A 25,943-nucleotide genomic window follows, 5' to 3' on the forward strand; every position below is an offset into this window, starting at 1 on the left:
CGCTCAACGCCCGTGCTGTGGGCGCCGCGGCGCGGAAATGCTCGGCGAGCGTCCGCCAGCGTCCGTGAGCGTCCGCCAGCGTCTCAATGACGGCCTTTACGTACGCGGATCTCGCCGCGCTCGCGAAATCGCGAGCATCCCCTTGATGTCAGGGCGCCGGTTCGGTACCCATCGAAGACGGTCCATGTCCACGCCGCCGCCCATGGTCGGGCCAGGTCGAACGATGTCGCCTGCAGATGAGAACCTGGGCCCTGCGCCGTCGAGCTCGGATTGGAAGGGCCACCTGGAGATCCGGCTCGGCGATCTCCCGGGGACGCGGCGGCCGCTGACCGAGTCGCACATCGTCATCGGCAGGGCGCCGGGCGTGCAGCTCACGCTCGACCACTACACGGTCTCCCGGCGCCACGCGGAGCTCTTCTGCGATCCGTTCGGCCGGTGGTGGATCCGCGACCTCGGCAGCACCAACGGCACGCTCGTCAACGACGAGCGGATCAACGAGAAGGTGCTGAAGCCGGGGGATCGCATCGGGATCGGCGACTACATCCTCGAGTTCCAGCTCACGGCGCGCGCCCCCCGCGTGCCGCTCGACCCGGGCGGGCTCCATTTCGAGGAGGACAAACCGACCGCGATCCGCAAGCTCGGCGAGCTCGATCCGCCGCGGATCGCCGCGAAGCACCTGTTCACCCTGATGGACCTGTCGCGGCGGCTCCTCAGCATCGAGGACGCCACGGACCGGTTCGACGCGCTCTGCCAGCTGATGGTCCGGGAGGACTTCCACGGCAGCATGGCGCTCGCGCTGCGGCTCCGGCAGAACGGCGCGCTCACGATCCTGTCCGGGCCGCACCGCCCGTTCCAGTCGCTCCGGCGCGAGGACTCGGTCGCCCCGCCGTACATCTCGCGCCGCGTGCTCGCGGCCGTGCAGGACACGCGCGAGCCGGTGCTCGCCGGCAACCTGGTGAGCGACAGCGCCACGGTCGAGCTCACGATGTCGCGCGACGTCATGGCGCTCTGGGTCGTCGCCTGCCCGCTGCGCGTCGAGGAGCAGCTGATGAACCTGCTCTACGTGACCCTGCCACCCGACTTCGGCAGCGTCGAGTGGCTCGGGCTCATCGCGCTCGCGGCGGAGGTCTACCAGCAGGCCGAGTCGGCGTGGGAGGCGCGGCGCCACGCGCAGGCGCACGCGGCGATCGAGCGCGAGCTCGAGATGGCGCACCAGATCCAGCGGACGTTCGTCCCGAAGCGGCTGGAGTTCAAGGCGCTCGACGTGGCGCTCGGCTTCGAGCCGTGCCGGTGGGTCGGCGGCGACTACGTGGACATCGTCCCGATGCCCGACGGCCGGCTGATGCTGGCGGTGGCGGACGTGTGCGGCAAGGGGCTCCAGGCCGCGCTCATCGGGTCGAGCGTGCACACGATGGTGCGGGCGACGGTCGACGCGGGCCGCGGCATCACGGGCATGATGGACCGGCTGAACGCCTACCTCTGCGAGTACCTGCCCGAGCAGTCGTTCGTGACGATGGTGGCGGTCGCGCTGGACCCTGCGACGGGCCGCATGGAGTGCGTCAACGCGGGGCACCCGCCGGCGCTGGTGGCGACGGCGGAGGGCGGCCTGCGGCACCTCCAGGCGGCGGTCAACCCGGCGCTCGGGATCGGGCCGGTGCCCATGGAGGCGCACCAGAGCGTGCTCGCGCCGGGCGAGGTGCTCGCGATGTACACGGACGGGCTCACCGAGCTGCGCAACTCGTCGAAGCAGATGCTCGGGCTGCACGCGCTCGGCACCGGCTTCGCCAAGCTGTGCGCGGCGAGCGCGGGGCGGCCGGTGGCGTCGATCGCCGACAAGCTCACGCAGATGCTCGAGGAGTTCCGCGGGGACCAGCTGCCCGAGGACGACAGGGCCTTCCTGCTCGCGCGGCGTACCTGACCTGAGGCCTCCCCCGGGGGCCTACGGTGGGCGTGTGACCGGGGACGAGCGTTGGACCTAGGGCGCGGCGCCGCCCGGCGGCGGCTCCGTGCCCTCGGGCGGCTCGATCGGCGTGGGATCGCGGTGAGGCGGGCCCACCGGGCCCGCTGAGCCGAACGGCTGGGTCATCGTGATGCGCGAGCCGGGCTCCATCCGCCGCGGGAACCCGCCCGACACGGACACGAGGACCGCGTTCCGGACGATGCGCGTGTCGGGGAGCTCCGACGTCCTCGCCTCGGTGCGCTGGTTCGTGTGCTGGTACCGGAGCGCGAGCGCGAAATCGGGGATGACGACGACGGGGCTCCAGAGCAAGGCCACGTCGGTGAGCACCGCGACCGTGGTCGGCCCCGTCTCGAGCCCCCCGGCCGCGTTCGCCTCGAGCGGCTGCGCGATCTGACCGCCGGCCGAGCCCTCGACCGACAGGTGCCAGGCCGGCTGGAGGGGCGCGGCGGCGCGGAGCGTCAGCTGGTGCGAGAGCTGGATCTGCTGCAAAAAGACGTTGGGCGTGGCCGCGTAGGCGTACGCGAGCTCGGCCTCGCCACGGTCGTGCGTGTAGCGCAGCGCCGCGAGCCCCGCCGGCCGCACGAGCGAGTCGGCGCCCCCGGTCAGGTCCGTCGCGACCACCCCGCCGACGTCGAGCTGGCTCGAGAAGCGGCGGCCGAGGTCGTGCTGCCAGCTCGCCACGAGCGTGGTCAGGAGCTGATCGCGATCCTCGATCGTGTCCGGGGTCGCGGGATCGGCGTCGGTCACCGGGACGTTGTCGAAGTGGGTGTAGCCGACCGAGAGCGCGCCGGACACGGTGTCGTGGCGGAAGATGCGCTGCGCGCTCAGCGTGTTCGACACGGTGTACGTGCGCTGCGGGAGATCCTGGAGCGGGTTGTAGACGAGGAACGTCGCCGCCTGCCCGAGCGCCCAGACCGGCGACGGCTGGAACGAGAACCCCTCGTTGAACGACGCCTGCACGAAGTTCGTCGTCCCGCCAGCGGTGCCCTGGATCGTCGTGGTCCCCGGCGTCTGCTCGAGCTGGAAGGTGTTGAGCTGGCCCTGCGACCCGGCCGCGCCGAGCGTCAGCGTGGTCCTCGGCGACGTGACGAAGCGGCCGGACCACATGGCCATGTTCGAGTACGAGCTCGCCTCCCAGTGCCGGAAGAAGAAGCTCGCCGAGAACGTGTACGACAGCGTCTGCGAGGTCCGCGGCGTCGTGTAGGTGAAGATCAGGCCGGGGCTCACGGTCCCGAAGCCGTCGGCGTCGGGGCCAGGCCCGGCCGGAGGCTCGGCCGCCGAGCTCACGTTGTCGGTGACGCCGATCGAGCCCGTGAAGACGCCCTGGAGATACGCGTCCTGCGCTCTGGCGTCGTCGTGGGTGAGGATCGCGCAGCCGAAGGCCGCGACCGCAATGCCTCGTCCGGAGCGCATGAGGGCCGCAAGGTAACAATGGAGCCGGCGCTCGGCTACGCCTCCCCGACCTTTCGAGCAGGGAAGCCGCGGGCCGCGCGCCGCGCGCCTAGGCGTCGAGCAGGACGACACCGAGGATGGGCGCCGGCCGGAGCTGCTCGATGGCCTGGCGGATCGCCTTGCGGGTCGACTTCTTGACCCGCGACGTCAGGATCACGCCGTCCACCGAGTCGCCGATCACGTTCATGTCCATGCTGCCGAGCACGGGGGGCGTGTCGATGATGATGTACGAGTAGCCCGCGCGCTTGAGGCTCTCGATCGCGCTCGAGAACGCCACCGCGTCGAGGATCGGCGGCCGCTCCGTGCGCGGGTCGACGGCCAGGATGTGGACCGGCGTCTGGAGGGAGAGCCTCGGGTCCGGCGCCCTGCCGCCCATCGGCGCCGCGTTCCGGTCCGACGAGTCGACGCCGTCGTCGCCGGGCGCCACGGCGGGCGCCGGCGCCGCCTGGTCGACGACGACCCAGGGGGCGAACCGATCGGCGGCGTGGCGCTGGAGCTGCTCGCTGAAGCAGCTCGGGGGATCGAACCGCAGCGCCTTCGCGATGCCGGGCTGGCGGATGTTCGCCTCGACGAGGAGGATCTTCCCGCGGACGGTCTCGCGCAGGGCGAGCGCCAGGTTGATGGCGCACGACGTCTTGCCCTCGCTCGGCCCGGCGCTCGTCACGGCGATCGTGGCCCCGACGGCCGACGGCAGCTTGCGCCGGAGCGTCCGGTAGGCGTCCGCCTGGGGCGAGTACGGCGCGTGGATCATCACGATGTTCAGATCCACGGCGTCCGGCAGCGGCAGCGGGCGCACGGTGACCTCGCCGAAGCCGCCCAGGGACTCCTCCGGGAGCAGCCCGGCGTTCTCCGGGGGGCTCGGCAGCGAGCGCATGTGCTCGATGTGCAGCGACGGCGGCTCCTCGAACGTCGGATCCAGCGACTGCAGCTTCGCGTCCACGGCCTGCTGGGCCGGGGTCGACACCACGCGGTTGAAGATGAGGGACGGCGGCGACGAGAACGTGGCGGTGCCCGAGCGCTCCAGCGGCCTCTCGGGCGGCGGCTGCGGCGGCCGAGGCGACGGCACCTCGCGCACCGTCACCTCGCGCGCGGCGGCCGGCACCACGCGGTCGAAGACGAGCGACGGGGGCGAGTGGAACGTCCCGCTGAACGAGCGCTCCAACGGCGGCCCGCCCGCGCCGTGCGGCGCCGCGTCGCGGACGCCAACGTCGCGCGCCGGCGGCGCGATGACCCGCTCGATCGGCACCGGCATCGCCGGGTGGCCGTGAGGCGCGCCCGGGCCGCTCGGCGCGAACCCGGGGCTGCTCAGCGTCGCGCTCAGGTCGACGACGCGCGTCACCACCGGGGCCGCGTAGGGCCGCTCGGGGCCGGGCGGCAGCGCGGGCGCGGGCGCGCCGTGCATCGCCGGGTGGCCGTGAGGCGCGCCGTGCTCGGCGTGCTCCCCGGACAGCCCCGCCAGGAACATCGCCGCCGCCTGGGGCGGCGACTTGAGCGGCGCCTGCATGCCGGGATGACCGGCCGCCGCAGGCCCGGGGCCGAGGCGCAGCCCCATTCCGTGCTGCCCCGCGGGCGGCAGGTCGTGGCGGATGGTCGGCGAGTCGAACGCGGCGCTCGAGTCGTCCTGGCTCGGGCGCTCCGCCGCGACCACGTCCTCGGCGTCGTTCGCGAGGCGCAGGACGCGGGCGATCATCTCCTCGCGCACGTCCGGATCCGGCGCGATCGAGCGCCAGTTGCCGACCACGTTGCGGAGCCGGCGCGCCTCGATGACGAGGGCGCGGACCCGCGCGGTCTGCTCCGCGCGACTCAGGAAGTCGCAGACCTGATCGAGCGCCCGCTCCAGAGACGCGACCGGCGGGGGCTTTCCCGGCTCAGCTCCGCCTGTCTCAGCCACGGCGTCCTCGGGGCCCCCGCGCGTTGGCCGGCACGACGACGAGCACCGGAGCGAGCGCCATTCGATCGATATCTTCCATGTCGTAAACCCGATCGTCGAGCACGATGCCACGCGCCGCGGCGGCGGCGATCCCGGCCGCGACGGACACGAAGAGCCCCGCGATGGCGAGGATCAGCCGCGACGGGCTCGAGGGCGCGCTCGGCCTGTACGCCGGATCGAGCACCTCGATCTGCGCCGAGTAGCCGCCCTGCTCCGAGCTCGCGGCCATCTCCGCGCGGAACGACTTGCCCTCGAGGTCGGCGAGCCGCTGCTGCGCCCGCGCCTTCTCGCGGCTGAGCCGCGACCACTCGGTCTCGGTGTTGATGATCGCCTTGGCCGTCTCGCTCGCGTCGGCCTGGTTGCCCATCTTCGCGCTCCTGCGCGCGGCGATCTCCCGCTCGATCTTCGCGAGCTGGGCCTTGATCTTCGCCTTCTCGGCCTCGTCGGTCGCGGCGACCTCCACGACCGGCGCGGGCGGCAGGATGAGCGCCTCCTCGGCGCGCCGCAGCGCCGCCTCGGCGTTGCTCACGCGGGCGGCCGCGGCCCGGACGTCCGGGTGCTGCTCGGTGAACCGGGACTGCTTGTCGGCCAGGTCCCGCCGCGCGGTCGCGAGCTCCTGCTCGGCCTGGTCCTTCTGGCGGACCAGCGCGGGGGAGGGCGCCCCCCCCACGCTCGGCGCCACCTGCTCCGGCTTGCCGGTGAGCCGGGCCCGCAGGCGGGGCGCCTGCCGCTCGAGGGCCTCCAGCGTCGGGTCGGTGGTGGTGGAGCGGCGCTCCTGCGCGCGGATGGCGGCGCCGGTCTGCGCGCCGCCGGGCGCGGCCTGCTCGGCGGCGAACTCGGGGTGCTCGGCCAGGAACGCCGCGAGCTCCGTCTCCGCCTTCTCGACGTCCTGCTCGGCGCGCTTCAGCTCGGCGTCGAGGAACTCGTTGGTCAGCTTCGCCTGCGACCTGCGCATGCGCGTCGTCTCCTCGACGAGGATGTCGGCGAGCCGCTGCGTCACCTCCTGCGCCTGCTCGCGCGTCTCCCCCTCGGCCGAGATCGCGAAGGTGTCGGTCGAGCGGGCCTTGAAGGTGATCTTCATGCGGAGCCGGTCGACCGCGTCGACCATGCCCCGCTTCTCGAGGACGTCGGGGAAGAGGTTGAACTCGGTCACGACCTTCTCGAGGTTGGAGCGCGCGAGCAGCGTCTCCTTCAGCCGCGCGGAGAGGGTGCGGAGCGGGTCGGGCCCGTCCGGCCCGAGGTAGGTCGCCTTCACGCCCTCCCGGTAGAAGATCACCGTCTCGGAGCGGTACGCGGGCTTCCTCGACTGCACGACGAGCACCGTGAACGCGATCCCCGCGAGCGCCACGAGCACCGCCACGTACCAGTGCGCCAGGGTCCGGTTGATCATCGCGCTGATGCTGGGCGGCTGTGGACCCGCAGGTCGCGCCGTCGCATCGACGGGAAGCGCCCCGAGCGCCTCCTGGGGCGGGGTAGGCCCGGAGGTCTGCTGGTTCATCTTCTTGTCCATAGTTCGCGCTCCTCGAAGGTTGCCTTGCTCCGCCGGACCCGGAGAACGCGCACCTACGTCCGGCGGACGGCTGCCTATCGTAGACGTGCGCCGCCCGAGCGCCAGCTTGTTGCACGCGGCCCGCGCTCGCCGCTCGCTGCTCCGAGCCCGTCACGCCCCCGGCACACGCGCGAGGCGACGTGGTCGCGGTCACGCCGCGCGCGCGGCGTGCGGGGCGCGCGGGGCGCGCTCCCGTCCCCGCGCGCGGCCGCGGCCGCTGCCGCGGTGCCGGCGGCGAGCGCGCCGCCCCGGAGCGTCACGTGGGGAACACCCGATCGAGGCGCAGCAGGCGGAAGATGGCGCGCGGCTGATCTCGGAGGCCCACGATGCGCACCTGGCCGCCGTTGGCCCGTACCCGCTTGAACAGGGAGACGATGACGCCGACGCCGGAGCTGTCGATCAGCCGGAGCGACGAGAGCTCGAGCGTGATGTTCTGCCGGTTCTCGGCCACCAGCTCGTCCACCAACGTCCTGAACTCCGGTGCGGTCACCGCGTCGAGGGTCCCCTCGAACTGCACAACCGTCTCATTGCCGTTATCGGTCCGCGTATAGCTCATTGGATTTTGATTCCCCCAGCGGCGCGGGCTGCGCCCAAGCGGGAGACGCTCCGCATTCGGAAACTGCTCGTCCGATGCCCCGTCGCCTCGGCGAAATCGGCATCGGAATGCTCTTGTTCGCTGCTGCCTTCACTGCCGTCGCCGGCGACGCACGAGCTGCCGTCCCGCCGCTTCACGAGGCGGAGGACATTCGGGCTGCCGGGACAGTAATCGACCTCATCCATGAACGACTTGATGATGAAGAGCCCCATGCCGGACTCGGGGAGGTCGTCGATGGGAGGGTTGTCGATGGCCGCGGGGTCGAAGCTGCATCCCGTGTCCATCAGGCGGATGATGATGCCGTCCGCGTCGGACTCGATCTCGATGTCCACGTCGCCGGGCGGGCCAGCCCGGTATCCGTGAATCGCGATGTTGTTGAACGCCTCGCCGAACGCCGAGACCGTCTGGTCCTCGAAATCTTCCTGGGTCGGGCCGGGCGATCCTCCGCCTTCGACCCTCCCAGGCGCGGCCATCTTGCATGCGGCCGCCACCACGCGGAGGGCGAGGTGGCGATAGGTCAACGAACCTGGTACGCGGAGTCGGATCACGCCCAAACCTCCATCCGAGCTTGTACCCTACCACGTTCTCGACTATGGGAGCCACAAGGTAAACAGTGACACCTGGCGTTCGTGTAGCGAAACGTGCGATCGACCTCGCGGGCTCGCTCGTGGGTCTCACGCTGACCCTCCCGCTCTACCCGATCATCGGCGCGGCCATCTACCTCGAGTCGCCCGGGCCGATCTTCTACATGCAGCGCCGCGCGGGCATGCTGATCGGCACGGAAGTGCGGGATGGCGTGAGCTACCCGCGGTTCGTCGAATTCCACATGCGCAAGTTCCGTTCCATGCGCGTGGATGCCGAGAAGATGACCGGGCCCGTGCTCGCCCAGCAGGACGACCCGCGCATCACGCGCGTCGGGCGCTTCCTGCGCAAGACGCGCCTCGACGAGATCCCGCAGTTCTGGAGCGTGCTCATGGGCGACATGAGCATCGTGGGCCCGCGCCCCGAGCGGCCGGAGCTGCTCGTCAACCTGGCGCTCGCCATCCCCTTCTTCGAGGAGCGGATGCGCGACATCAAGCCGGGCATCACGGGGCTCGCGCAGGTGTCGCTGGGCTACACCGGCCGCGCCCCGGCGGAGAGCGAGGTCGCCGCGTTCGAGGCGACGCTGACGAACCCGTTCGGCCTCGAGGAGGCGGAGGGGGCCGAGGCCGACGACATGCGGATGAAGCTGCTGTTCGACCTCGCGTACGCCGCGTCGCTCGAGAAGCTCTCGACGTTCCTGTCGATGGAGCTCTCGATCATCCTGAAGACGCCGCTCGTGATGGTCCTCGGCCTCGGGCGCTGAGCCGGCGCCGCGCGCCGCGCCCGGCGCGCGCGGCGCGGCCGCCTTGGCTCCGCGCGTCGGCGATCCCCGGCGGGATCGCAGGCGGGCGGAGCTAGGCCCTTTTGCTGAGCACGAAGATCACGAGCACGATGGCGATGTCGGCCAGGATGAGCCGGTAGACGTCGCGCTTCTCCAGCCGGATCGAGAAGTTCGGATCGACGCTCCGGATCGCGCAATACAGCGCCCCCGCGAGGCCGAAGTAGATCCAGAGCACGTAGTGGTAGGTGAACGAGAGGAAGAAGATCCCGACCATCATCCCGCAGAAGCCGGCCATGATCGCCATGGACCAGGCGCGGATCATCGCGAACTGGGCGCCGTGCTCGTACCGCTTGAGCGCGACCAGCGAGATCTTGAGCGTGAGGTAGATCATCGCCGTCCACGCGAACATCCCGAGGGGACCGAGCTCCGAGAGCGCGAGGAGGTACGCGTTGTGCGCGGTCAGCCAGTGGTGCTCCGTGAACTGGCGGAAGCCCGCGCCCATCAGCGGGAACATCCGGTAGATGATCAGGCCCTCGGCGAGGATCTCCGTGCGCTCGTTCGCCGACTCGTCCGCCTCGCCGCCGCCGCGGCCGCCGAGGAGCATGAGCGGCGCCGCGAAGACCGCGCCGAAGATCGCGCCGCGGATGCCGTACTTCTTGACGAAGTAGACGCCCAGCACCGTCGCGAAGACGAGCTGGCCGCCGCGGGACTGCGTGAGGATGATCGCGGTCGCGATCACGAGGAGCGAGGCGAGGACCAGGAGCGCGCGCGTGAACGAGCGCTTCTGCTCGAACAGGGCGAAGCTGAACGGCAGGACGATGCCCGACGTGAGCGCGAGCTCGTTCGGATCCTGGAGCACGCCGCGCCAGCGCACCCGGCCGTTGATCGTCGACGTCTTGAAGAGGCCGACGCGCTCGCACAGGTACTCGGCCTCGGGATCGGCGCCGGGCCCCTCGCGGCAGTCCACGCGCATCTCGCACGGCCGGCCGTCGGGGATGCCGGCCTCGCCGCGCGAGCCGCCGATGGTCTGCGTCATCGCGAGGCACTGGAACGACGAGAACCCCTGGTGCACGGCGACGCCCGCCACGAAGAGGCCCATGATGAGCACCGTGCCGGCGAGCTTCTGGAAGCCCTTGAAGCCCTCGGGGCTGTGCCCGATCAGGAAGAAGAGGATGAACGTCACGCTGATCGAGACGAAGCCCTCGGAGAACTCGGCGGGGTTCCGCAGGCCGAGCGTGAGCACGCACCAGAAGTAGACGACGATCGCCCACCGGAGCTGCGGGGTCGCCTTCAGCCTGACCTTGCCCAGGGCGAGGTCGAGGCCCATGCCCATGAAGGCGAGGGCGAGCCAGAGGTACAAGAACGGCAGGCTCTCGAAGCGCTCGTCCCACTCCTGGGGCCTGCCGTAGATGAAGATGATGAGAAGGATGACCCCGGGGAGCGCGAGCATGACGAGGGTCCTCAGCGAAGACGCGGTTCGGGTGGAGGGGGACGTTCCGGAGGATCGCGGCCCGCGTCAAGCGACTTGCGCCGGCGCCTCCCGGCGAGATCGCCGTCGCCGCGCGCTCGGCGCTACGTGCTGAGGCCCATGCGGCGCACGGCCTGGTTCAGGAACGGCACGAGCTCGTCCGCGGCCCTCTCGTTGCCCTCGCGCGAGGGGTGGTTGTCGGTGTTCCTCTCCGAGCCGTGCTGCGAGAAGTTGGACTCGCCCTTGTTCGTGAGCACGTCGTAGTAGTCGAAGACGACGAGGTTCTTCTCCGGATAACCGCTGAGCCAGCCGTCGGGCGACTTGACCCAGTTGTTGAACGCGCGGGCGAGGTCGGCCTGGCGCTGCGCGACCTCGGCCTCCGACGGCTTGCCGAGGATCTTCTTCGCGGTCCACTTCCAGGCGGGCTCCTTCGAGCGCTTGAGGATGTTGGCCGGCGCGGTCATGTAGACGAACAGCGTGTCCTTGCGCTTCGCGAGCTCGGGCAGGAGCGACGAGAGCGTGGCCTTCGCGTTCCAGACGGTCAGCTCCGGGCCGGACGGGTCGCCGGGGGCGGTGCCCTCGCCGACGAAGCGGTTGTTCGGATAACAGGACTTGAAGACGACGATCCGGTTCACCGCGCCGTCCGGGAGCATCTGGTCGTTGAGCGCGACCCGGAGCACGCTGTCCATCCTGTCGCGGAACTTGGGCGCCCAGTGGAAGAGGTCGGTGTCCTCGCCGATCGCGCTGCCGTAGGAGGCCTCGTGGACGCGGTAGCCCTGCTCGATGAGCCTCTTCTTGAGGCCGCCGCCGTTCGGGTGCGTCTCGTAGACGCACGACGCCTTCTCCTTCTCGGGGCCCGGGTCCGCGAGCAGCTGGCCGCCGACGGAGTGGTGGATGAACAGCAGATCCAGCGGGGCGCCGGGCGGGGCGCTCGAGAAGCCGGACAGGTCGAGCGAGGTGGCCTTCGCGATGGGGCCGGTGGCGGCGGGGGCCTTGCCCTCGATGGGGATGAACAGGGCGCCCAGCGCGACGAGGAATGCGCCGGCGGACACGAGGTGCTTCTTGCTCATGGCATCTCCGTAGAGGACGTGGGCGGGGAAGCTAAATTATCGCAGCGCGGCGCGCCGGGGACAAGCCGACCGGCTCAGAACGCGAGGACGCCGCCCTCGTCGGCCTTGGCGGCGTTGGGGCCTGAGCCTGGACGGATCGCGATCTCGTCCCCGCCTGCCGCCGGCTTCCTGATCACGTCGTACGAGGCGCCGGGGGTGAGCCCCGTGACGAGGTGCCTCGTGACGCCGGGCAGCGAGGTGAGCTGCACCTGGGACACGGCGCCCAGCGCGACCGGGAACAGGACCAGGGTGCCCTTCACGGCCGCGCCCGCGTACGGCGTGCCCTGCTTCGTGCGCACGAGCGTCGCCGGCTGCGCCGCGGCGCCCGCGGCGGCCCCCTCGATGACGTGGAGGAAGCGCGCGTCCTTCGGCATCGGCGCCGGCGGCTCGGTCCTGAGGGTCGCGAGCATCGGCTCGAACTCGGCAGGCTTCGTGTCCCAGGTGCCGGTCGGCTTGTACGGCTCGGCCACGAGGACGGCGCTCTCCGGCAGCAGCGCGGTCACGAAGAGCTTCTGCCCCTTGGGCGTCGTGACGGTCGCGAGCTTCCCCGCGACCTGCGCGGGGCTCGGCGTCTGCAGGAAGAACCGCTTGAACCGCCCCTCCTTGCCCGTCGCGGCGCGATCGTAGATGACGAGGTGATCCGGCTTGAGCCACACGAGCGAGCGGCTGACGTGCGTGACGTCGTGGATGTCCTCGTAGTCGGAGTTGTAGAGCGGGGTCGCGTCGCCGAGGACGTAGACGTAGCCCTCGGCGAAGCTCTTCGCGAGCACCCGGGGATCGTGCGTGTGCACGAGCGGCCACTGGGAGCCGCGCTGCCACAAGGTGCCGCGGTTCGGGTCGTCGTAGCGGCGGTTCCTGTCGTTCTCGACGGCGAGGGTGTTGTGCTGCTCGGAGTTGCCGAAGAAGGCGCCGTAGCCGATGCGCTCCTTCGTGAGCCACTCGCCGCCGCGGTAGAGGCCGAAGCTGAGGCCGTCGCCGTGCTGGTGGTCGATGTGCTCCCAGCCGAGCTGGAACTGGAACCACGCCGCCTCGGGGCCCCAGCTCGTCCTCGCGAACACCTGGCCGAGGCCGGGGCCGTAGTGCGTGAGCGGGAGGGAGGGGCGCGGATCGGTCGGGGTGACCGCCGGGTCGAGCAGCAGGAAGTACAGGATGGAGTGGCGCTTGTGGACCTGGCCGAGCTGCGAGCGGGCGCGCCGCGCGAGGCCGGAGGCGCCGCCCGGGCCCGCGTGGATGGCCATCCAGCGCAGCGCGTTGAGGCGCTCGGCGTTGCCGCCGTTCTGGGCGTGCAGGCCGAGCGCCGCGAACGGGTCGATGTGATCGGTGTACTCGTAGCGCTGGCCGTCGCCCGTCCACGCGGCCTCGTGCGTCGGCCCGATCCGCCCCGCCGGCGCGGCGGGGCTCAGGCTGTGGAGGTGGGCCGGGATGAACTCGTGCCAGAAGGGGTTGCCGTCGAGGTGCACCTGCGGGCCCCACTTCGCCGGATCGGCCTCGCCGGACGTCTGGATGGCGAGCAGCGTCTGGCTCACGTAGGCGAGCGTCGCGGGGCCGTACTGGAAGCCCTCCGGCGGCGCGCCGCCCCGCGCGTCGTTCCGGAGGACGCTGTCGGTCATGTAGAGCCACGCCCCGGTGACGTTGGCGAAGTAGTCCCTGAGCCGCGGGTAGGTGCCCTTGTGGTTCGGGGCCGGCGGATCGTCGGCCTCGTCGAACGCGAGCGACAGGAGCGCGAGGTTGCGCATGTGCGACGTGAAGTAGTTGTTCACGGCGTACCTGCGCTTCCGCGGCTCCTTCAGCAGGACCGGGTCGTTCAGCTTGCCCACCGGCTCGGGGTGGTCGTGGCTCGTCGTCGACGACTTCAGCTGCTCCTCCGCCCAGCGCAGGAAGACGGGCCGTATCGCCGCCTTGTCCTGGGCCGAGAGGTACCCGTAGATCCAGTCGACCGTGAGGCCGAACGACTCGCCGGCCCAGCGGGCGCGGTCGCCGGTCGAGAACTTGGGGTGGTTGAAGGGGTCCTTCGGATCCCCCTTGTTCACGCGGTCGACGATGTGGAGGAGGATCTTCCGCGCGCGGGCGGCGTAGTCGTTGCGGGCCGCCTCGTCGCTCGAGACGAGCGACATGAAGGCGAAGAGCTCGGCGTGCGCCTCGCAGTAGACGCGGCTGAACTCGCAGTCGCCCTCGGAGGGGATGCCGCCCTTGTCCATCCCGGCCGCGGCCTCGGCGGCGACGGCGGCGAGCTCCTTGAACATGGGGTTCGCCGGCGTGGCGCGCGCCCGGAGCTTCGGCAGGTCGGCCGCGCGCACCCAGAGGCGCGGGTGCCCCGTGACCGGCGAGGCGGGCGGGGCCGGCGGCCCCTCGAAGCGCTGCGCCGCGACGCCCGGCGCCGCCGCCTGGAGGGCCGCGGCGCCGGCCTGCGTCTGCGGGTCCGCGCCGCTGTGGACCGCCGGGGGCCCCGGGGTCATCCGCCGGTCGCAGCCGGCGGAGAGGCCCGCGAGGCCGAGCGCCAGGGCGAGCGGCGCGAGCGGCGCGAGCGGCGCGAGCGGCGCGAACGACGGCCGACGCGTCATGTCGCGCGTTCCCGGAGGTAGGCGAACGTCCGTTGCAGGCCCTCCTCCGTGGAGACGAGCTGCTTCCAGCCGAGCGCCTTCAGCTTCGTGTTGTCGAACCGGTTCCCCTTCCACGAGGTCGCGGACTTGTAGGGCGTGAAGATGGCCGGCAGCTGCCCCTTCGAGTAGGCGTGGTAGCGCTCGACGAGCTTCGATATCCCGGTGAGGGCGAAATACGGTACCTTGATCGAGCGGATCGGCTTCACCTCGCGCTTGTAGCGGGCGAGGTAGACGTCGGCCGTGGGCAGGTCGTCGTCGTGGACGTTGTAGACCTGCCCCTTCGCGACCTCGCTGCGGCCGGCGACGGCGATCGCCTCGGCGCAGTTGTCGACGTACGACAGCGGGAGGATGTTGCTGCCGCCGAGGTGCAGGAACACGCCGAACAGGCTCATCCCGACGCGGCTGGAGAAGGCGTTGCCGCCCGGGCCGTAGATGACGCCGGGGCGGAGCACCGTGAGCGGGAAGCCGTAGCGCGCCTGGTACTCCCAGAAGAGCTTCTCCTGCCGGAGCTTCGCCTGCGAGTAGAGATCCCGCTGCGCGGGCTTCGTCTCCAGGGGCGTGTTCTCGTCGACGATGTACCCCCGCGGGAGGTCGGCCACGCCGTAGACGCCGAAGGAGCTGATGAGGATGACGCGCGGCGACCGCCCGGTGTGGACCAGCGCCTCGAGCAGGTTCTTCGAGGCGACGACGGTGTTCAGGAACATGTCCGCGGGCGCGCCGCCCATGGCCGCGGCGACGTGGTAGACGACGTCCACGCCCTCGACGGCGCGCTCGGCGGCCTCCTTCGTGGCGAGGGAGCCCACGGCGACCTCGAGGGGGACGCCGCGGCGCTGCTCGATCTCCTCGAGCCGCGCGCGGTTGCTCGCGGGGCGGACGAGGCAGCGGAGGTCGGTCTCGCCGTGGGCGAGCAGCCGGTCGACGAGGGCCGACCCAAGGAAGCCGTTCGAGCCGGTGACAAGGACTTTCATGTGCGCGCCTTCTCCTGCGGGGCCTGCCGGAAGATCTCATCCATCATCCACGCGACCCGGATCATGTCCCGGTACGAGATGGGCAGCTCCGCGCCCCGCGTGATGCTGTCGTAGAAGAGCCCGAACAGGCGGTTCATCCCCGAGAAAAAGTGGAAGTCGCTGCGGGCGAACCGCGCCACGTTCTTGCCCCCTTCGCGCAGGTACGAGAGGGCCTGATCGAAGGCGGGGACGACGCGCCCGATGGCGCTCGGGAGCTTCGGCGACGCGTCGAGCGTGACCGTGCGGCTCGTGTAGTCGACGTGGAGCGTGTTCTTCGTGCCGTAGACGCGGAGGAAGTGCCCGGGCGGCCGCGCGTGCGACGAGAACGTCCCGTAGGCGCTGACGCGCGCGCCCTGCACCGTGACGCGGAGCTCGTCGAGCATGTCGTCGCGGGCGTCGCCAAACCGCTTCTCCCGGAGCGCGTAGGCCGTGGCGGTCACCTTCGGCTGCTCGTCGTCGACGAACTCGACGATCTTGTTCAGCAGGTGATCGATGTTGTTGTGAAACAGCTTGCCCGGGAGGCGATGGACCCAGTGCGAGCCGTCGCCGAGGAGCGCCGCGCCGAAGGGGCCGGAGAGGTTGTAGCCGAAGCAGCTCTCCACGTGGACGGGCTCGCCGAGCACGCCCTCGCCGATGAGCCGCCGCATCTCGACCGCCGGCGGATCGAAGTTGTACTCCCAGCCGACGGTCATCTTCTTCCCGGCCGCGGTGCAGAGCTCGATGAGGCGCCGCACGTCCGAGAGGTTCAGCGCAATCGGCTTCTCCACGTAGACGTGGGCGCCCGCCTCGATGGCCCGCCGCGCGAGGAACAGGTGCGACTGCGGAGGGGTGGTGATGTGGACGACGTCGGGCTTCTCGACGTCGAGCATCCGGTCGAACGAGTCGTAGTGGCTCGGGATGCCGTAGCGCACCGCGATCTGCTCGGCCATCAGGAGCTCCAGGTCGCATACGGCGACGACCCGAGCCCGCTCCGGCATCTTTTGGATCTCTTCGATGTGGCCGTCGGCGATCTTGCCGCAGCCGACGATCGCGATTTTGAGGGTCATGGGGCGGCGGAGCGTACCGCAACGGGGCAGGCGAGAGCTAGGCTCTCGGGGTCGTCACCCCGCGCGCGGCTGGCCGGCCCGCGGCGATCGCAGCGGGGCCGCGGCGGGGCGGGCCAGCCCGCGCGCGGGCCCGCCAGGCGAGGCGACGGCGTCGAGGTCGTGCGTCCGCGTCGAGCGCGGCGCGAAGGCCCCTCGGCGTGGACGAGCCTCGTGACGGTCGCGGCGGCCTCGGGTAGGCTGCGCGGCGCATCATCGTAAAGAAGGGTGGTGATTCGTGCGCGTGCTTCATGTTCTTCATACGTCGCTGCCTGTGATTGCGGGGTACACGATCCGCAGCGACTACATCGTCAAGCATCAGGCCGAGCACGGGATGCGTCCGGCGGTGGTGACGTCGGCGCAGCAGGGATCCGGGGACGCGCTGAAGGAGGAGATCGGCGGCATCTCCTACTGGCGGACGCGCGAGCCTACCGGCAAGAAGCTGCCGCTCGTGCGGGAGCTCTCGCTCGTGCGGGCGCTCGAGGCGCGCGTCGAGGACGCGATTCGGGAGTTCCAGCCCGACGTGGTGCACGCGCACTCGCCGATGCTGGTCGGGCTGCCGGCGCTCGCGGCGGCGCGCCGCTTCGGGCTGCCGCTCGTCTACGAGGTGCGCGACCTCTGGGAGAACGCCTCGGTCGATCGGGGCAAGTTCGCCGAGGACTCGGTGCCCTACAAGATCGCGGCCGGCCTCGAGACGGTGGTCTACAAGTACGCTGACGCGACGGTGACGATCTGCGAGAGCCTGAAGAACGCCGTCGCGCCGCGGGTGCGCAGCGCGGACGCGCTCTACGTGGTGGGCAACGGCGTCGACTCGGACAAGTTCGCGCCGCGGGAGGCCCCGCCCGGGGCCTGGGAGCGCTTCGGGCTCGCCGGGAAGAGGCTCATCGGGTACGTCGGCACGTTCCAGCCGTACGAGGGGCTCCAGACGCTCATCGCGGCGATCGGCGACATCGCGCGGGAGATCCCGGACGCGCACGTCGTCATCACGGGGGCCGGCGGCCAGGAGATGGAGCTCAAGGCGTTCGCCCGCGAGAGAGGCGTGGAGTCCAAGGTGACGTTCACGGGGCGGGTGCCGCACGACGAGGTGTTCAACATCTACGCGATGGCGAGCCTGCTCGTGTATCCGCGCATCCGGACCCGGACGACCGCGCTCACCACGCCGCTGAAGCCGCTCGAGGCGATGTCCATGGCCCGGCCGGTGATGGTCAGCGACGTGCCGGCGATGGGAGAGCTCGTGCGCTACGGCGAGACGGGGTTCGTCTTCAAGGCGGGCGACAGCGCCGACCTCACGCGGCGCTGCGTCGAGGCGCTCAAGGATCCGGAGCGCCTCGAGCGGGTCGGCAAGAGCGCGCGGGAGTGGATCCTCAAGGAGCGGCAGTGGCCCACGCTGCTCTCGCGGTACCCGGCGATCTACGAGCAGGCGATCGCCGCGCGGCGCGGGCGGGGCAAGTCGCCCGCCGGCGAGGCGCGCGCGGCGTGAGCCGCCGCGCGCGGCGGGGCGCCGGCGCCCGGGAGGCACGGCGCCCGGCGCGCTCCCGCCGCGCGTGAGCCCCGCAGGGCGCGGCGCCCCGGGCGGCGTCTTTCCAGGAAAACCACACCGTCCGCGCCGCGCCGGAGCGGCGCCGTCCGCGCTCCCCCACGGCCGACCACCAGCATCGCCGCGGCGCGCGCGGCGCGATCCCGGGGCTCGCGCCGCGCGATCCGGGGTATGATCACGCGGCCCCATCCCGCCCCTTCGGGAACCGGCAGGAGGTCCCCCAACGTGTTCGAGATCAAAGTCGACCGGATCCACTCCATCGTGGATTTCGTCCTCGAGGGGCGCGTCCGCCTCGAAGAGATGGAGAACTTCGTCAGCGAGCTGAGGAAGGCGTGCGAGGGCCTCCAGGGGCGGGAGATCAAGATCAAGGCCGATGTGCGGGGCTTCCGGCCGATGTCCCCCGAGGTGGCGGAGAAGATCCGCGCGGTCCAGGAGTTCGGCCTGGAGCTCGGGGTGATGCGCGTGGCCGAGATCATCGAGAGCGACATCGTCGCGCTCCAGCTCAACCGCGTCGCGCGCGAGAGCGGCACGGACAAGGTGCTCCGGCGCTTCTGGGACGAGGACGCAGCCCACGAGTGGCTGCTCCACGGCGATCCCGAATAGAGCTGCGGCCACCCGCTTCGGATACGGGCCCACCTCGACGTTTTCGGTGCTCAGCGCACGAGAGTGCGCTTCCGCGCCGAAAACGCCGATCTGGGCCCGTCTCCTGTGCGGGTGACCGCAGCTCTGCGGTCCGTGCACCAGGAGCGGGGGGTGACCGCAGCTCTGCGGTCCGTGCACCAGGAGCGGGGGGAGCGCCGCGCTAGCGCAGGGGAGGCGGGTCGCACGGGTGCGGCGGGCGGTAGCGCGCGAGGACCTCGGCCACCGCGTCGAGCGGCAACGCGGGCGCGTGATGACCGCTGTGGCCGATCATGTCCGCGCCCGCGCACATGGCGTTGAGGATCGCCTCCTCCACCACGTCGACCGTGGCCTCGTAAAGGCCGTCGACCTCGGTGTCGAGGACGAGCTCGGCCATGTGCCGGCCGGGCGCGAGGGGGTGCACGCTGAGCGAGCGGCTCGACCGCGGGGCGCTCCATTGCTCGGTGGCGACGCGAGGCACCCGGTTCGCGGTGCTCCACGCGAGGACGATCTCCCCCGAGTTGTTGGCCGCGTACCCGCCCGTCCGGCCGATCGCGAGCGCGGCGCGACGCGCGAGGCGCGCGAGCTGGCGGTGGATGAGCGGAGCGTCCGTGGCCACGAGCACGATGATGGAGCCGGCAGGGCCCCGCCGCGGGACGTGCGTGAAACGATCGCTGATGAGCCGGCCCACCGGGACCCCGTCGACCCGGAGCAGCTCGCGATCGCCGAAGTTCGAGAGCACGAGCGCGCCGACCATGGAGTCGACCCCGCCGACCGGGACCGCGCGGCTGGAGGTGCCGATCCCGCCCGCGAAATGGAAGGTCTGCATGCCCGTGCCGGCGCCGACGCACCCCTCGGCCACCGGACCACCGCGGACGTTGTCGAGCGCCTCGTCGACGTCGGCCTGCGTCACGTGCCGCCCCACGGCGTCGTTGAGATAGCTGTCGTCGCACTCGGCGACGACCGGGATCACGACGTCGTACTCCTTGCCGATCTTCGGGTGGCGCTGCGAGAGCCACGCGACGGTCGCGTCGAGGACGCGGCCGACGCAGAGCGTGCTGCAGAGCAGGATCGGCGTCTCGCAGAGGCCCCACTCGTTGATCTGCGCGAGGCCGGTCACCTCGCCGGCGCCGTTCAGCACGTAGCTGGCGGTGAAGACCCGATCCAGGAAGATGTCGCCCTCGGCGGGCATGACCGCGGTCACGCCCGTGCGCACCGGGCCGATGCCGGGGAGGAGCTCGCCTTCGCCCTCGACCTTTGTCACGTGGTGGACCCGGACCCCGGCGACGTCCGTGATCGCGTTCTCGGGACCGGTGGGGAAGCGGCCGATCGCGACGCCGAGATCGCGCAGCCGAGGGCGCCTGATCGAGATCGAGGGCGCGCTCACGGGCCGGCGACCTCGCGCTCCACGACCGATGCCGCCGACGATGGAGGCTGCTCCGCCGCGAGCGGCGCCGGCCCGGCGAGCGCGGGGCCGGACGCGGCCTGCGGGGCCGGCGCGGGCTGCGAGGCCGGCGCGGGCTGCGGGGCGCGGCTGCGGGGCGCGGCTGCGGGGCCGGCGCGGCTGCGGGGCCGGCGCGGGCTGCGGGGCCGGCGCGGGCTGCGGGGCCGGCGCGGGCTGCGGGGCCGGCGCAGCCTGCGCGGCGTGCGCGGCCTGCGGGGCCGGCTCGGACGCCGGCGAGGCGCCCGCCGCGCCCGCGGCGGCAGGGGCCGCGGCGGCGAGGGCACCCCCGGCCTGCGGCGCAGCAGCGAGGGCGCCCGCGGATTGCGGCGTCGCTGCGCGGGCGTCGCGGTGGCGCTTGAGGCAGCCGGCCATGATCTCGCCGATCAGCATGCGGTAATCCATCCCCGCCACCTTCGCGATCACGCAGAGATCGCTGAAGTCGGGGGTCAGGCCGGGCAGCGGGTTGATCTCGATGACGTACACCCGGCCGTCCTTGGCCATGCGCAGGTCGACCCGCGCCACGTCGCGGCAGGCGAGGGCCGCGAACGTGTCGCGCACGACCTTCTCGATGCGGCGGAGCTCGGACGGCGTGAGCTGCGCGGGGCACTCGAAGCGCACCCGCGGCGTGTCCGACTGCTTCTCGTCGTAGCCGTAGACGGGGTACGAGGGCGGGTCGACGAAGACGACCTCCATCGGCGGCAGCACCTTCGGCCGCCGCTCCCCGAGCAGGCCCACGGTGAACTCGCGCCCCGCGATGTACTCCTCGATGAGCGCCGGCTGGTGATAGCGATCCACCAGCTGCTTCGCCGCGGCGCGCGCGGCGGCCTCGTCCTTGACCACGGACGCGGAGGTGATCCCCTTCGAGGTCCCCTCGGCGTTGGGCTTCACGATCACCGGGTAGCGGAACGGCTTCAGCTTCTCGCGCCCGGTCGTGACCACCTGCCACTCGGCCGTCTCGATGCCGGCGGCCCGCAGGATCTGCTTCGTGAGCCCCTTGTCGAGGGCCAGCGAGAGCGTGGTCGCGTCCGAGCCGCTGTAGGGGATGCCGAGCAGCTCGCAGAGCGCCGGGACCTGCGCCTCCCGGCCGCGGCCGCGCAGGCCCTCGGCGATGTTGAAGACGACGTCGACCCCGGAGGCGCCGAGCGCGCGCGGCAGATCCGGGGTCGCCTCGAGCGGGACCACGGTGTGGCCGTAGCTCTCGATGGCGCTCGCGATCGCCTGGATGGTGCGCGGCGAGTCGAACTCGGCCTCGGAGTCGTACGCGGCCCCGGCGCCCCCCTTGCCGGGGCCCCCGTCGGTCGCGACCGTGTCGCTCCGCTTCATGTTGTAGGTGAAGCCGACGCGGAGCGCGGTCCGCTTCGCCCGGCGCGGCGGGGTGCTCTCCAGGAGCGGCAGGAGCCCGCGCCGCTTGCAGGCGCTCCTCACGATGGCCCGGATCACGCCGTCGAAGTCGACGCCGCGCTGCGCCGCGGCCACGAAGACGCTGGCGCCCGGCTGGAGCGTGGGCAGCCCGTCGACCTCGAGGAAGTGCACGTCGTGGTCCAGGCCGCGCTTCGACGACGGCGTGACCCGGAACTCGCAGCGCGCGTGGTCCTTGAGGTCGAGGGCGCGCACGACGCGCGCGGTGAGCGACCGGATGCGCTCGATCGTCGCCGCGGGCAGCTGCGCGGGCCGGCGCGTGACGTGCTCGGGCTTCGCGTGCTTCAGGTTGAAGTCGTAGACGTTGTGCCTGCCCGCCACCTGGGGATCGATCACGAACTCGATGGGCGTGAGGACCCCCTCGGGGATGCCCGCGGCGCTCGGACGCGCGCCGCTCGCCTCCTTGAGGCCGTCGACGAAGGCGCACGCGACGTCGATGCCGGCGATGTAGTGCTCGACGAGCAGCCCCGCCTCGAAGCGCGCGAGCTGCCGCTCGACCACCTCGGCGAGGTGGTACGCGTCCTCGCAGACGCTCCACTCCCGGAAGATCCCCTTCGAGGAGCCCTCGAAGTTCGGCTTCACGATGACCGGGAAGCTCACGTCGTCGAGGGCGCCGCTCTCCAGGGTGGTCCGGTTGACGAGGCGGGCGCGCGGCGTCGTGACGCCGTAGCTCGCGAGGACGCGCTTCGTGAGCGACTTGTCGAGCGCGACGTTCAGCGTGTATGCGTCGGAGCCGGTGTACGGGATGCCGAGCTCGTCGAAGAGCGACGGATAGAACGCCTCGCGCGTCTTGCCCTTGTGGCCCTCGGCCGTGTTGAAGATGAGGTCCGGCTGGAGCGCCTCGAGCCGCGCCAGGACCCGGGAGGCCGGCCCGCTGACCTCGATCCGCTCCACCTCGTGCCCGGCCCGCTCGAGCGCGCCGGCGATGGCGGCGATCGTCTCCGGACTGTCGAACTCCGCTTCCTCGGCGGACCCCGTGATCTTCAGGTTGTGCGTGAGCGCGATGCGCATGATCTCTCCTGGGCCGCTCGTCCGGGCCGCGTCGTTCCTGTGCCCTGTCGGCGGCGCACGCGCGGGGCAGATTACGGCGAGCGCGCCTTTTTTGCGGCGGAAAAAACGGGGCAACGGCGCGGCGGTCTCCGGGCTGGCCGGGCTCCCGCTCGCGCGATGGTCGTGCTAGCGACCCCGTGTGGATCGTATTGCCGCACCCGACGCCGACCGCTCTCCGCCGCCCGAGCCTGGCCTCCCCCACGAGGAGCTGAACGAGCCGCAGGCGCGCGCGGCCCGCCACGCGGCGGGGCCGCTGCTCATCTTCGCGGGCGCGGGGAGCGGCAAGACGCGCGTCATCGTGTACCGGATCGCGAACCTCATCGTGACGCACCGTGTCCCGCCCTACCGGATCCTCGCGGTGACGTTCACGAACAAGGCGGCGACCGAGATGAAGCGCCGGCTGGAGGGGCTCATCGGGGCCGACATCGTGAAGGACCTCTGGGTCGGCACGTTCCACGCCGTGTGCGCCCGCCTGCTGCGCCGGCACCACGAAGCGGCCGGGCTCGAGAAGAACTTCGTCATCTACGACGACGACGACCAGCGCGCCGTCATGAACCGCGTGCTCAAGGAGCTCAACCTCGACGACCGGCGCTACCCGCCGCGCCAGGTGCTCTCGCGCATCCACGCCGAGAAGCAGGAGGGGCGGGGGCCCGGCGAGTTCGAGCGGAACGGCTATTTCGACGACGCGATCGCGCGGTGCTTCGAGGCGTACGAGCGGCACCTCAAGGCGGCGAACGCGGTGGACTTCGACGATCTGCTGCTCTCCGTGCTCCGCATCGCGGAGGACCCGACGAGCCTGGCGGGCGAAGATCTCCGGGCGCGCTTCCGCCACGTGCTCGTCGACGAGTTCCAGGACGTGAACCAGGTGCAGTACCGGCTCGTCCGGGCGTTCTGCAAGGCCCACGACAACCTCTGCGTGGTCGGCGACGACGACCAGAGCATCTACCGCTGGCGCGGGGCCGACGTGCGGATCGTCCGCGGGTTCCGGCGCGATTTCCCGCACGCGACGGTGGTGAAGCTCGAGCAGAACTACCGCTCGGTCGGGCACGTCGTGCGCGGCGCGCTCGGCGTGATCCGCCACGCGTCGGACCGCGAGCCGAAGGAGCTCTGGACGGCGAACGCGGACGGCCCGCAGATCGACGTGGTCGCGGCCGACAGCGAGCACGACGAGGCCGCGTGGGTGGTCGAGTGCGTCAAGGAGCTCATCGCGCAGGGGGTGTCGCCGAACGAGATCGCGGTATTCTACCGGATCCACGCGCAGTCGCGCGTGCTCGAGGAGGTGCTGCGCGAGGCGCGCATCCCGTACCAGATCATCGGCGGCACGCGCTTCTTCGAGCGGGCGGAGGTGAAGAACCTGCTCTCGTACCTGCGCGTCGTGGCCAACCCCCGCAGCGACGTGGATCTCAACCGCATCATCAACGTGCCGGCGCGCAAGATCGGCCAGAGCACGGTGGACAAGCTCATCCAGGCGGCGGATCTGCTCGGCGTGTCGCTCTTCGAGGCGATCGATCCGCTCATCGAGGGGCGCGTGCCGCCGTCGGCGATGCCGGGGGGCAAGCTCGAGCCGCTCGCCACGGCGGCGAAGCGCAGCCTGCTCGGCTTCCGCGATCTGATCCAGGGGCTCATGACCGAGGCGAGGAGCGCGTCGCCGAGCGCGCTCGCGGAGGAGGTGCTCGCGCGGTCGGGCTACGCGCGGATGCTCGAGCAGGACGAGAGCGTCGAGTCCGAGGCGCGGCTCCAGAACCTGCGCGAGCTCGTGCAGTCGCTCGTGGACTACGAGCAGGAGGCGATCGCGGCCGGCGAGGACGCGACGCTCGAGGGCTACCTCGAGCGGGTGAGCCTGGTGTCGGACGTGGACGCGCTCGTGGACATGCCGAAGGTCGCGATGATGACGATCCACGCGGCGAAGGGGCTGGAGTTCCACGCGGTGTTCCTGACCGGCATGGAGGAGGACCTGTTCCCGTTCCGGAGCCAGGATCCGAACCGCAAGGGCGACATCGAGGAGGAGCGCCGGCTCGCGTACGTCGCGATCACGCGGGCGCGGGAGCGGCTGTGGATCACGCACGCGGCGCGGCGGGCGATCTTCGGCCAGACGCGTTACTGCTTGCCGAGCCGGTTCCTCGCGGATCTCCCGCCGGCGTCGGTGCGCCCGATGGCGACGCCGACGGCGATGATGGCGCAGCGTCGGGTCGACGTCGGGGGCGGCGGGTACGCGGCGTCGGGGGGGAGGTTCGGCGGCTCCGGGGAGCGCGCGTGGGAGGGGCGGGGCTCGTGGGAGGGCCGGCGGCCCGCGGCGCAGGCCGAGGAGCGGCTCGCGTGGTCGCGGTTCGCGCGGGACGGCGAGGCGGCGAGGTCGCCGGCGGCGCGCGGCGTGGACCGGGTGGAGCGGGCGCCGGGCGAGCGGTACGTCGAGCGGGAGGCGGTCGACGCGGGGGGCGAGGGCGGCGAGGGGATGGCGCTGCGGCGCGGGATGCGGGTGTTCCACGAGCGGTTCGGGCCGGGCGTGGTGGAGAGCGTGGACCCGGGGGCGGATCCGATCGCGACGGTGAAGTTCTCGGGGTGGGGGAAGAAGCGGATCAAGGCGGCGTTCCTGCGGGCCGGATCGTGAGGGCGCGTCGCGACGACCGGCGGCGGCCGATCAGCCGCCGCCGTGAGGGCCCGGGATCACCGGCCCCGGCGCGAGGACGCGGCTCCCGTCCATCAGCCACACGGTCATCTCGCCCGTCCCGGCCCTCTGCCAGATCACATCCGCCATCCGATCCAGGTTGACGTCGCCGGCGGCGCGCGCTTCCCAGCCGTCGCCGATCGGCCCCGGGATCACGGGTCCCGCCGCGAGCAGCTGGGTCCCCTCCAGCATCCAGACGGCCATCAGCCCTCTCTCCTGGTTGCTCCAGAGCACGTCGAGCATGCCGTCGGCGTTGAAGTCGCCCACGCCGGCGGCGACCCAGCCGTCGCCGATCGGCCCGGGGATCGCCGGCCCTTCCACGAGCGGTCGACTTCCGTGCATCAGCCAGACCCGCAGCAGGTTCCGCTCGATATCGTTCCAGACCACATCCGCCATTCCATCGAAATTGACGTCGACCGGAAAGCCGAAGGCGAAGCCGCCGATCGGCCCCGGGATCGGGGGCATCGCCGCGAGCGGCTGGGTGACGTTCATCGGCCAGACCGCCATCCGGTTGTGCTCGGCATTGATCCAGAGCACATCCGACATTCGATCGAAGTCGAAATCGCCGGGCAGGGCGATCCAGCCATCGGCGATCGGCCCCGGAATGGACGGTCCGGGCGCGCGCAGGCGGCTGCCGTCCATCAGCCAGACCGCCATCAGGTTCCGCTCGTCGTGGGACCAGAGCAGGTCCGCCATGTTGTCGGCGTCGAAATCGTTCGCCCAGACGAGCCAGCCGTCGCCGCCGGGCCCCGGGATGAACGGTCCGGGCGCCAGGAGGTCGCTTCCGTTCATCAACCACACGGCGATCCGGTTTCGTTCGGCGTCGTACCAGACCACATCCGCCATCCTGTCGGCGTTGAAGTCGGCCGTCTGGGTGATCTTCCAACCGCGGCCGTCGCGCCGCTGCCTCGTGGCGCCGGGGGGTGGGGCCGCAGGCGCGATGGAGCGGCCCTCGTCGTCCAGGCCGTCGCCGCGCGCACAGCCGCCCGTCGCAGGGAGCGTGGCGGCCACACACAGCGCCATCACGACATTCATGGACGTTCTCACGCGGGCCTCTCCTGCCGCGCGTGTGGTGCATGGCCGCCGGCGATGTCC

At 71.7% G+C, this 25,943-nt stretch carries 17 protein-coding genes; 5 read left to right on the plus strand and 12 right to left on the minus strand.

The window, feature by feature from the left end; translation table 11 throughout:
• The first annotated feature begins 223 nt into the window (after positions 1-223).
• Positions 224-1,918 carry a SpoIIE family protein phosphatase gene (locus NQZ70_RS06515; protein WP_020733221.1) on the plus strand — a complete coding sequence of 565 codons (1,695 nt, stop codon included), beginning with the start codon at positions 224-226 and terminating at the stop codon, positions 1,916-1,918.
• Between the two features lie 57 nt (positions 1,919-1,975).
• Here the strand turns inward: NQZ70_RS06515 and NQZ70_RS06520 are convergent, their stop codons facing one another.
• The 5 genes from NQZ70_RS06520 to NQZ70_RS06540 form a co-directional block, all read right to left on the minus strand.
• Positions 1,976-3,373: a hypothetical protein gene (locus NQZ70_RS06520; protein WP_129573435.1), complete on the minus strand. Its 1,398-nt coding sequence runs from the start codon at positions 3,371-3,373 to the stop codon at positions 1,976-1,978.
• Positions 3,374-3,461: 88 nt separating this feature from the next.
• Positions 3,462-5,303 (minus strand): CpsD/CapB family tyrosine-protein kinase, encoded by a 1,842-nt coding sequence (locus NQZ70_RS06525; RefSeq protein WP_129573436.1) that lies wholly within the window; start codon positions 5,301-5,303, stop codon positions 3,462-3,464.
• A complete protein-coding gene (locus NQZ70_RS06530; RefSeq protein ID WP_129573437.1) occupies positions 5,296-6,852 on the minus strand; it encodes a protein kinase in 1,557 nt (518 codons plus the stop codon). The genes NQZ70_RS06525 and NQZ70_RS06530 overlap by 8 nt, the downstream gene beginning before the upstream one ends.
• 295 nt (positions 6,853-7,147) lie before the next feature.
• Positions 7,148-7,447, minus strand: a complete 300-nt coding sequence (locus NQZ70_RS06535; RefSeq protein WP_044985570.1) for an STAS domain-containing protein — start codon at positions 7,445-7,447, stop codon at positions 7,148-7,150.
• On the minus strand, positions 7,444-8,034 hold the full coding sequence (locus tag NQZ70_RS06540) for an ATP-binding protein (protein WP_272827996.1): 591 nt from the start codon (positions 8,032-8,034) through the stop codon (positions 7,444-7,446). Before NQZ70_RS06540 ends, NQZ70_RS06535 begins: the two co-directional genes overlap by 4 nt.
• A 65-nt stretch (positions 8,035-8,099) precedes the next feature.
• Between NQZ70_RS06540 and NQZ70_RS06545 the strand changes: the two genes are divergently transcribed.
• The gene (locus tag NQZ70_RS06545) at positions 8,100-8,831 is read left to right on the plus strand and encodes a sugar transferase (RefSeq protein WP_129573438.1); all 732 of its coding nucleotides are present in this window, start codon (positions 8,100-8,102) and stop codon (positions 8,829-8,831) included.
• Between the two features lie 91 nt (positions 8,832-8,922).
• Here NQZ70_RS06545 and NQZ70_RS06550 read toward each other — a convergent pair whose 3' ends face one another.
• The 5 genes from NQZ70_RS06550 to NQZ70_RS06570 all read right to left on the minus strand — a co-directional run bounded on the left by NQZ70_RS06550 (position 8,923) and on the right by NQZ70_RS06570 (position 16,079).
• Positions 8,923-10,299 (minus strand): O-antigen ligase, encoded by a 1,377-nt coding sequence (locus NQZ70_RS06550; protein ID WP_129573439.1) that lies wholly within the window; start codon positions 10,297-10,299, stop codon positions 8,923-8,925.
• Between the two features lie 122 nt (positions 10,300-10,421).
• A complete protein-coding gene (locus NQZ70_RS06555; RefSeq protein ID WP_129573440.1) occupies positions 10,422-11,387 on the minus strand; it encodes a hypothetical protein in 966 nt (321 codons plus the stop codon).
• A 74-nt stretch (positions 11,388-11,461) separates the two neighbouring features.
• Positions 11,462-13,987, minus strand: a complete 2,526-nt coding sequence (locus tag NQZ70_RS06560) for a hypothetical protein (RefSeq protein WP_129573441.1) — start codon at positions 13,985-13,987, stop codon at positions 11,462-11,464.
• Positions 13,984-14,994, minus strand: coding sequence for an NAD(P)-dependent oxidoreductase (locus tag NQZ70_RS06565; protein WP_129573442.1), 1,011 nt, complete (start codon positions 14,992-14,994; stop codon positions 13,984-13,986). Before NQZ70_RS06565 ends, NQZ70_RS06560 begins: the two co-directional genes overlap by 4 nt.
• A complete protein-coding gene (locus tag NQZ70_RS06570; RefSeq protein WP_129573443.1) occupies positions 14,991-16,079 on the minus strand; it encodes a Gfo/Idh/MocA family protein in 1,089 nt (362 codons plus the stop codon). Before NQZ70_RS06570 ends, NQZ70_RS06565 begins: the two co-directional genes overlap by 4 nt.
• 274 nt (positions 16,080-16,353) lie before the next feature.
• Here NQZ70_RS06570 and NQZ70_RS06575 point away from each other — a divergent pair, with 274 nt between their 5' ends.
• Together NQZ70_RS06575 and NQZ70_RS06580 are read left to right on the plus strand one after the other, a co-directional pair.
• Positions 16,354-17,595 (plus strand): glycosyltransferase, encoded by a 1,242-nt coding sequence (locus NQZ70_RS06575; protein WP_237245099.1) that lies wholly within the window; start codon positions 16,354-16,356, stop codon positions 17,593-17,595.
• A gap of 282 nt (positions 17,596-17,877) precedes the next feature.
• Positions 17,878-18,255: an STAS/SEC14 domain-containing protein gene (locus NQZ70_RS06580; RefSeq protein WP_020733235.1), complete on the plus strand. Its 378-nt coding sequence runs from the start codon at positions 17,878-17,880 to the stop codon at positions 18,253-18,255.
• Positions 18,256-18,454: 199 nt separating this feature from the next.
• On the opposite strand, the gene NQZ70_RS06585 is transcribed toward NQZ70_RS06580, so the two are convergent.
• On the minus strand, positions 18,455-22,144 hold the full coding sequence (locus tag NQZ70_RS06585; RefSeq protein WP_272827998.1) for a P1 family peptidase: 3,690 nt from the start codon (positions 22,142-22,144) through the stop codon (positions 18,455-18,457).
• Between the two features lie 178 nt (positions 22,145-22,322).
• Between NQZ70_RS06585 and NQZ70_RS06590 the strand changes: the two genes are divergently transcribed.
• Entirely contained in the window at positions 22,323-24,791 is a 2,469-nt protein-coding gene (locus tag NQZ70_RS06590; protein WP_129573446.1) for an ATP-dependent helicase, read from the plus strand.
• 30 nt (positions 24,792-24,821) lie between these two features.
• On the opposite strand, the gene NQZ70_RS06595 is transcribed toward NQZ70_RS06590, so the two are convergent.
• Positions 24,822-25,895 (minus strand): VCBS repeat-containing protein, encoded by a 1,074-nt coding sequence (locus NQZ70_RS06595; RefSeq protein ID WP_237245100.1) that lies wholly within the window; start codon positions 25,893-25,895, stop codon positions 24,822-24,824.
• Positions 25,896-25,943: the final 48 nt, after the last annotated feature.

The organism is Sorangium sp. So ce836, assembly GCF_028553905.1.
Classification (GTDB): Bacteria; Myxococcota_A; Polyangia; order Polyangiales; family Polyangiaceae; genus Sorangium; species Sorangium cellulosum_D.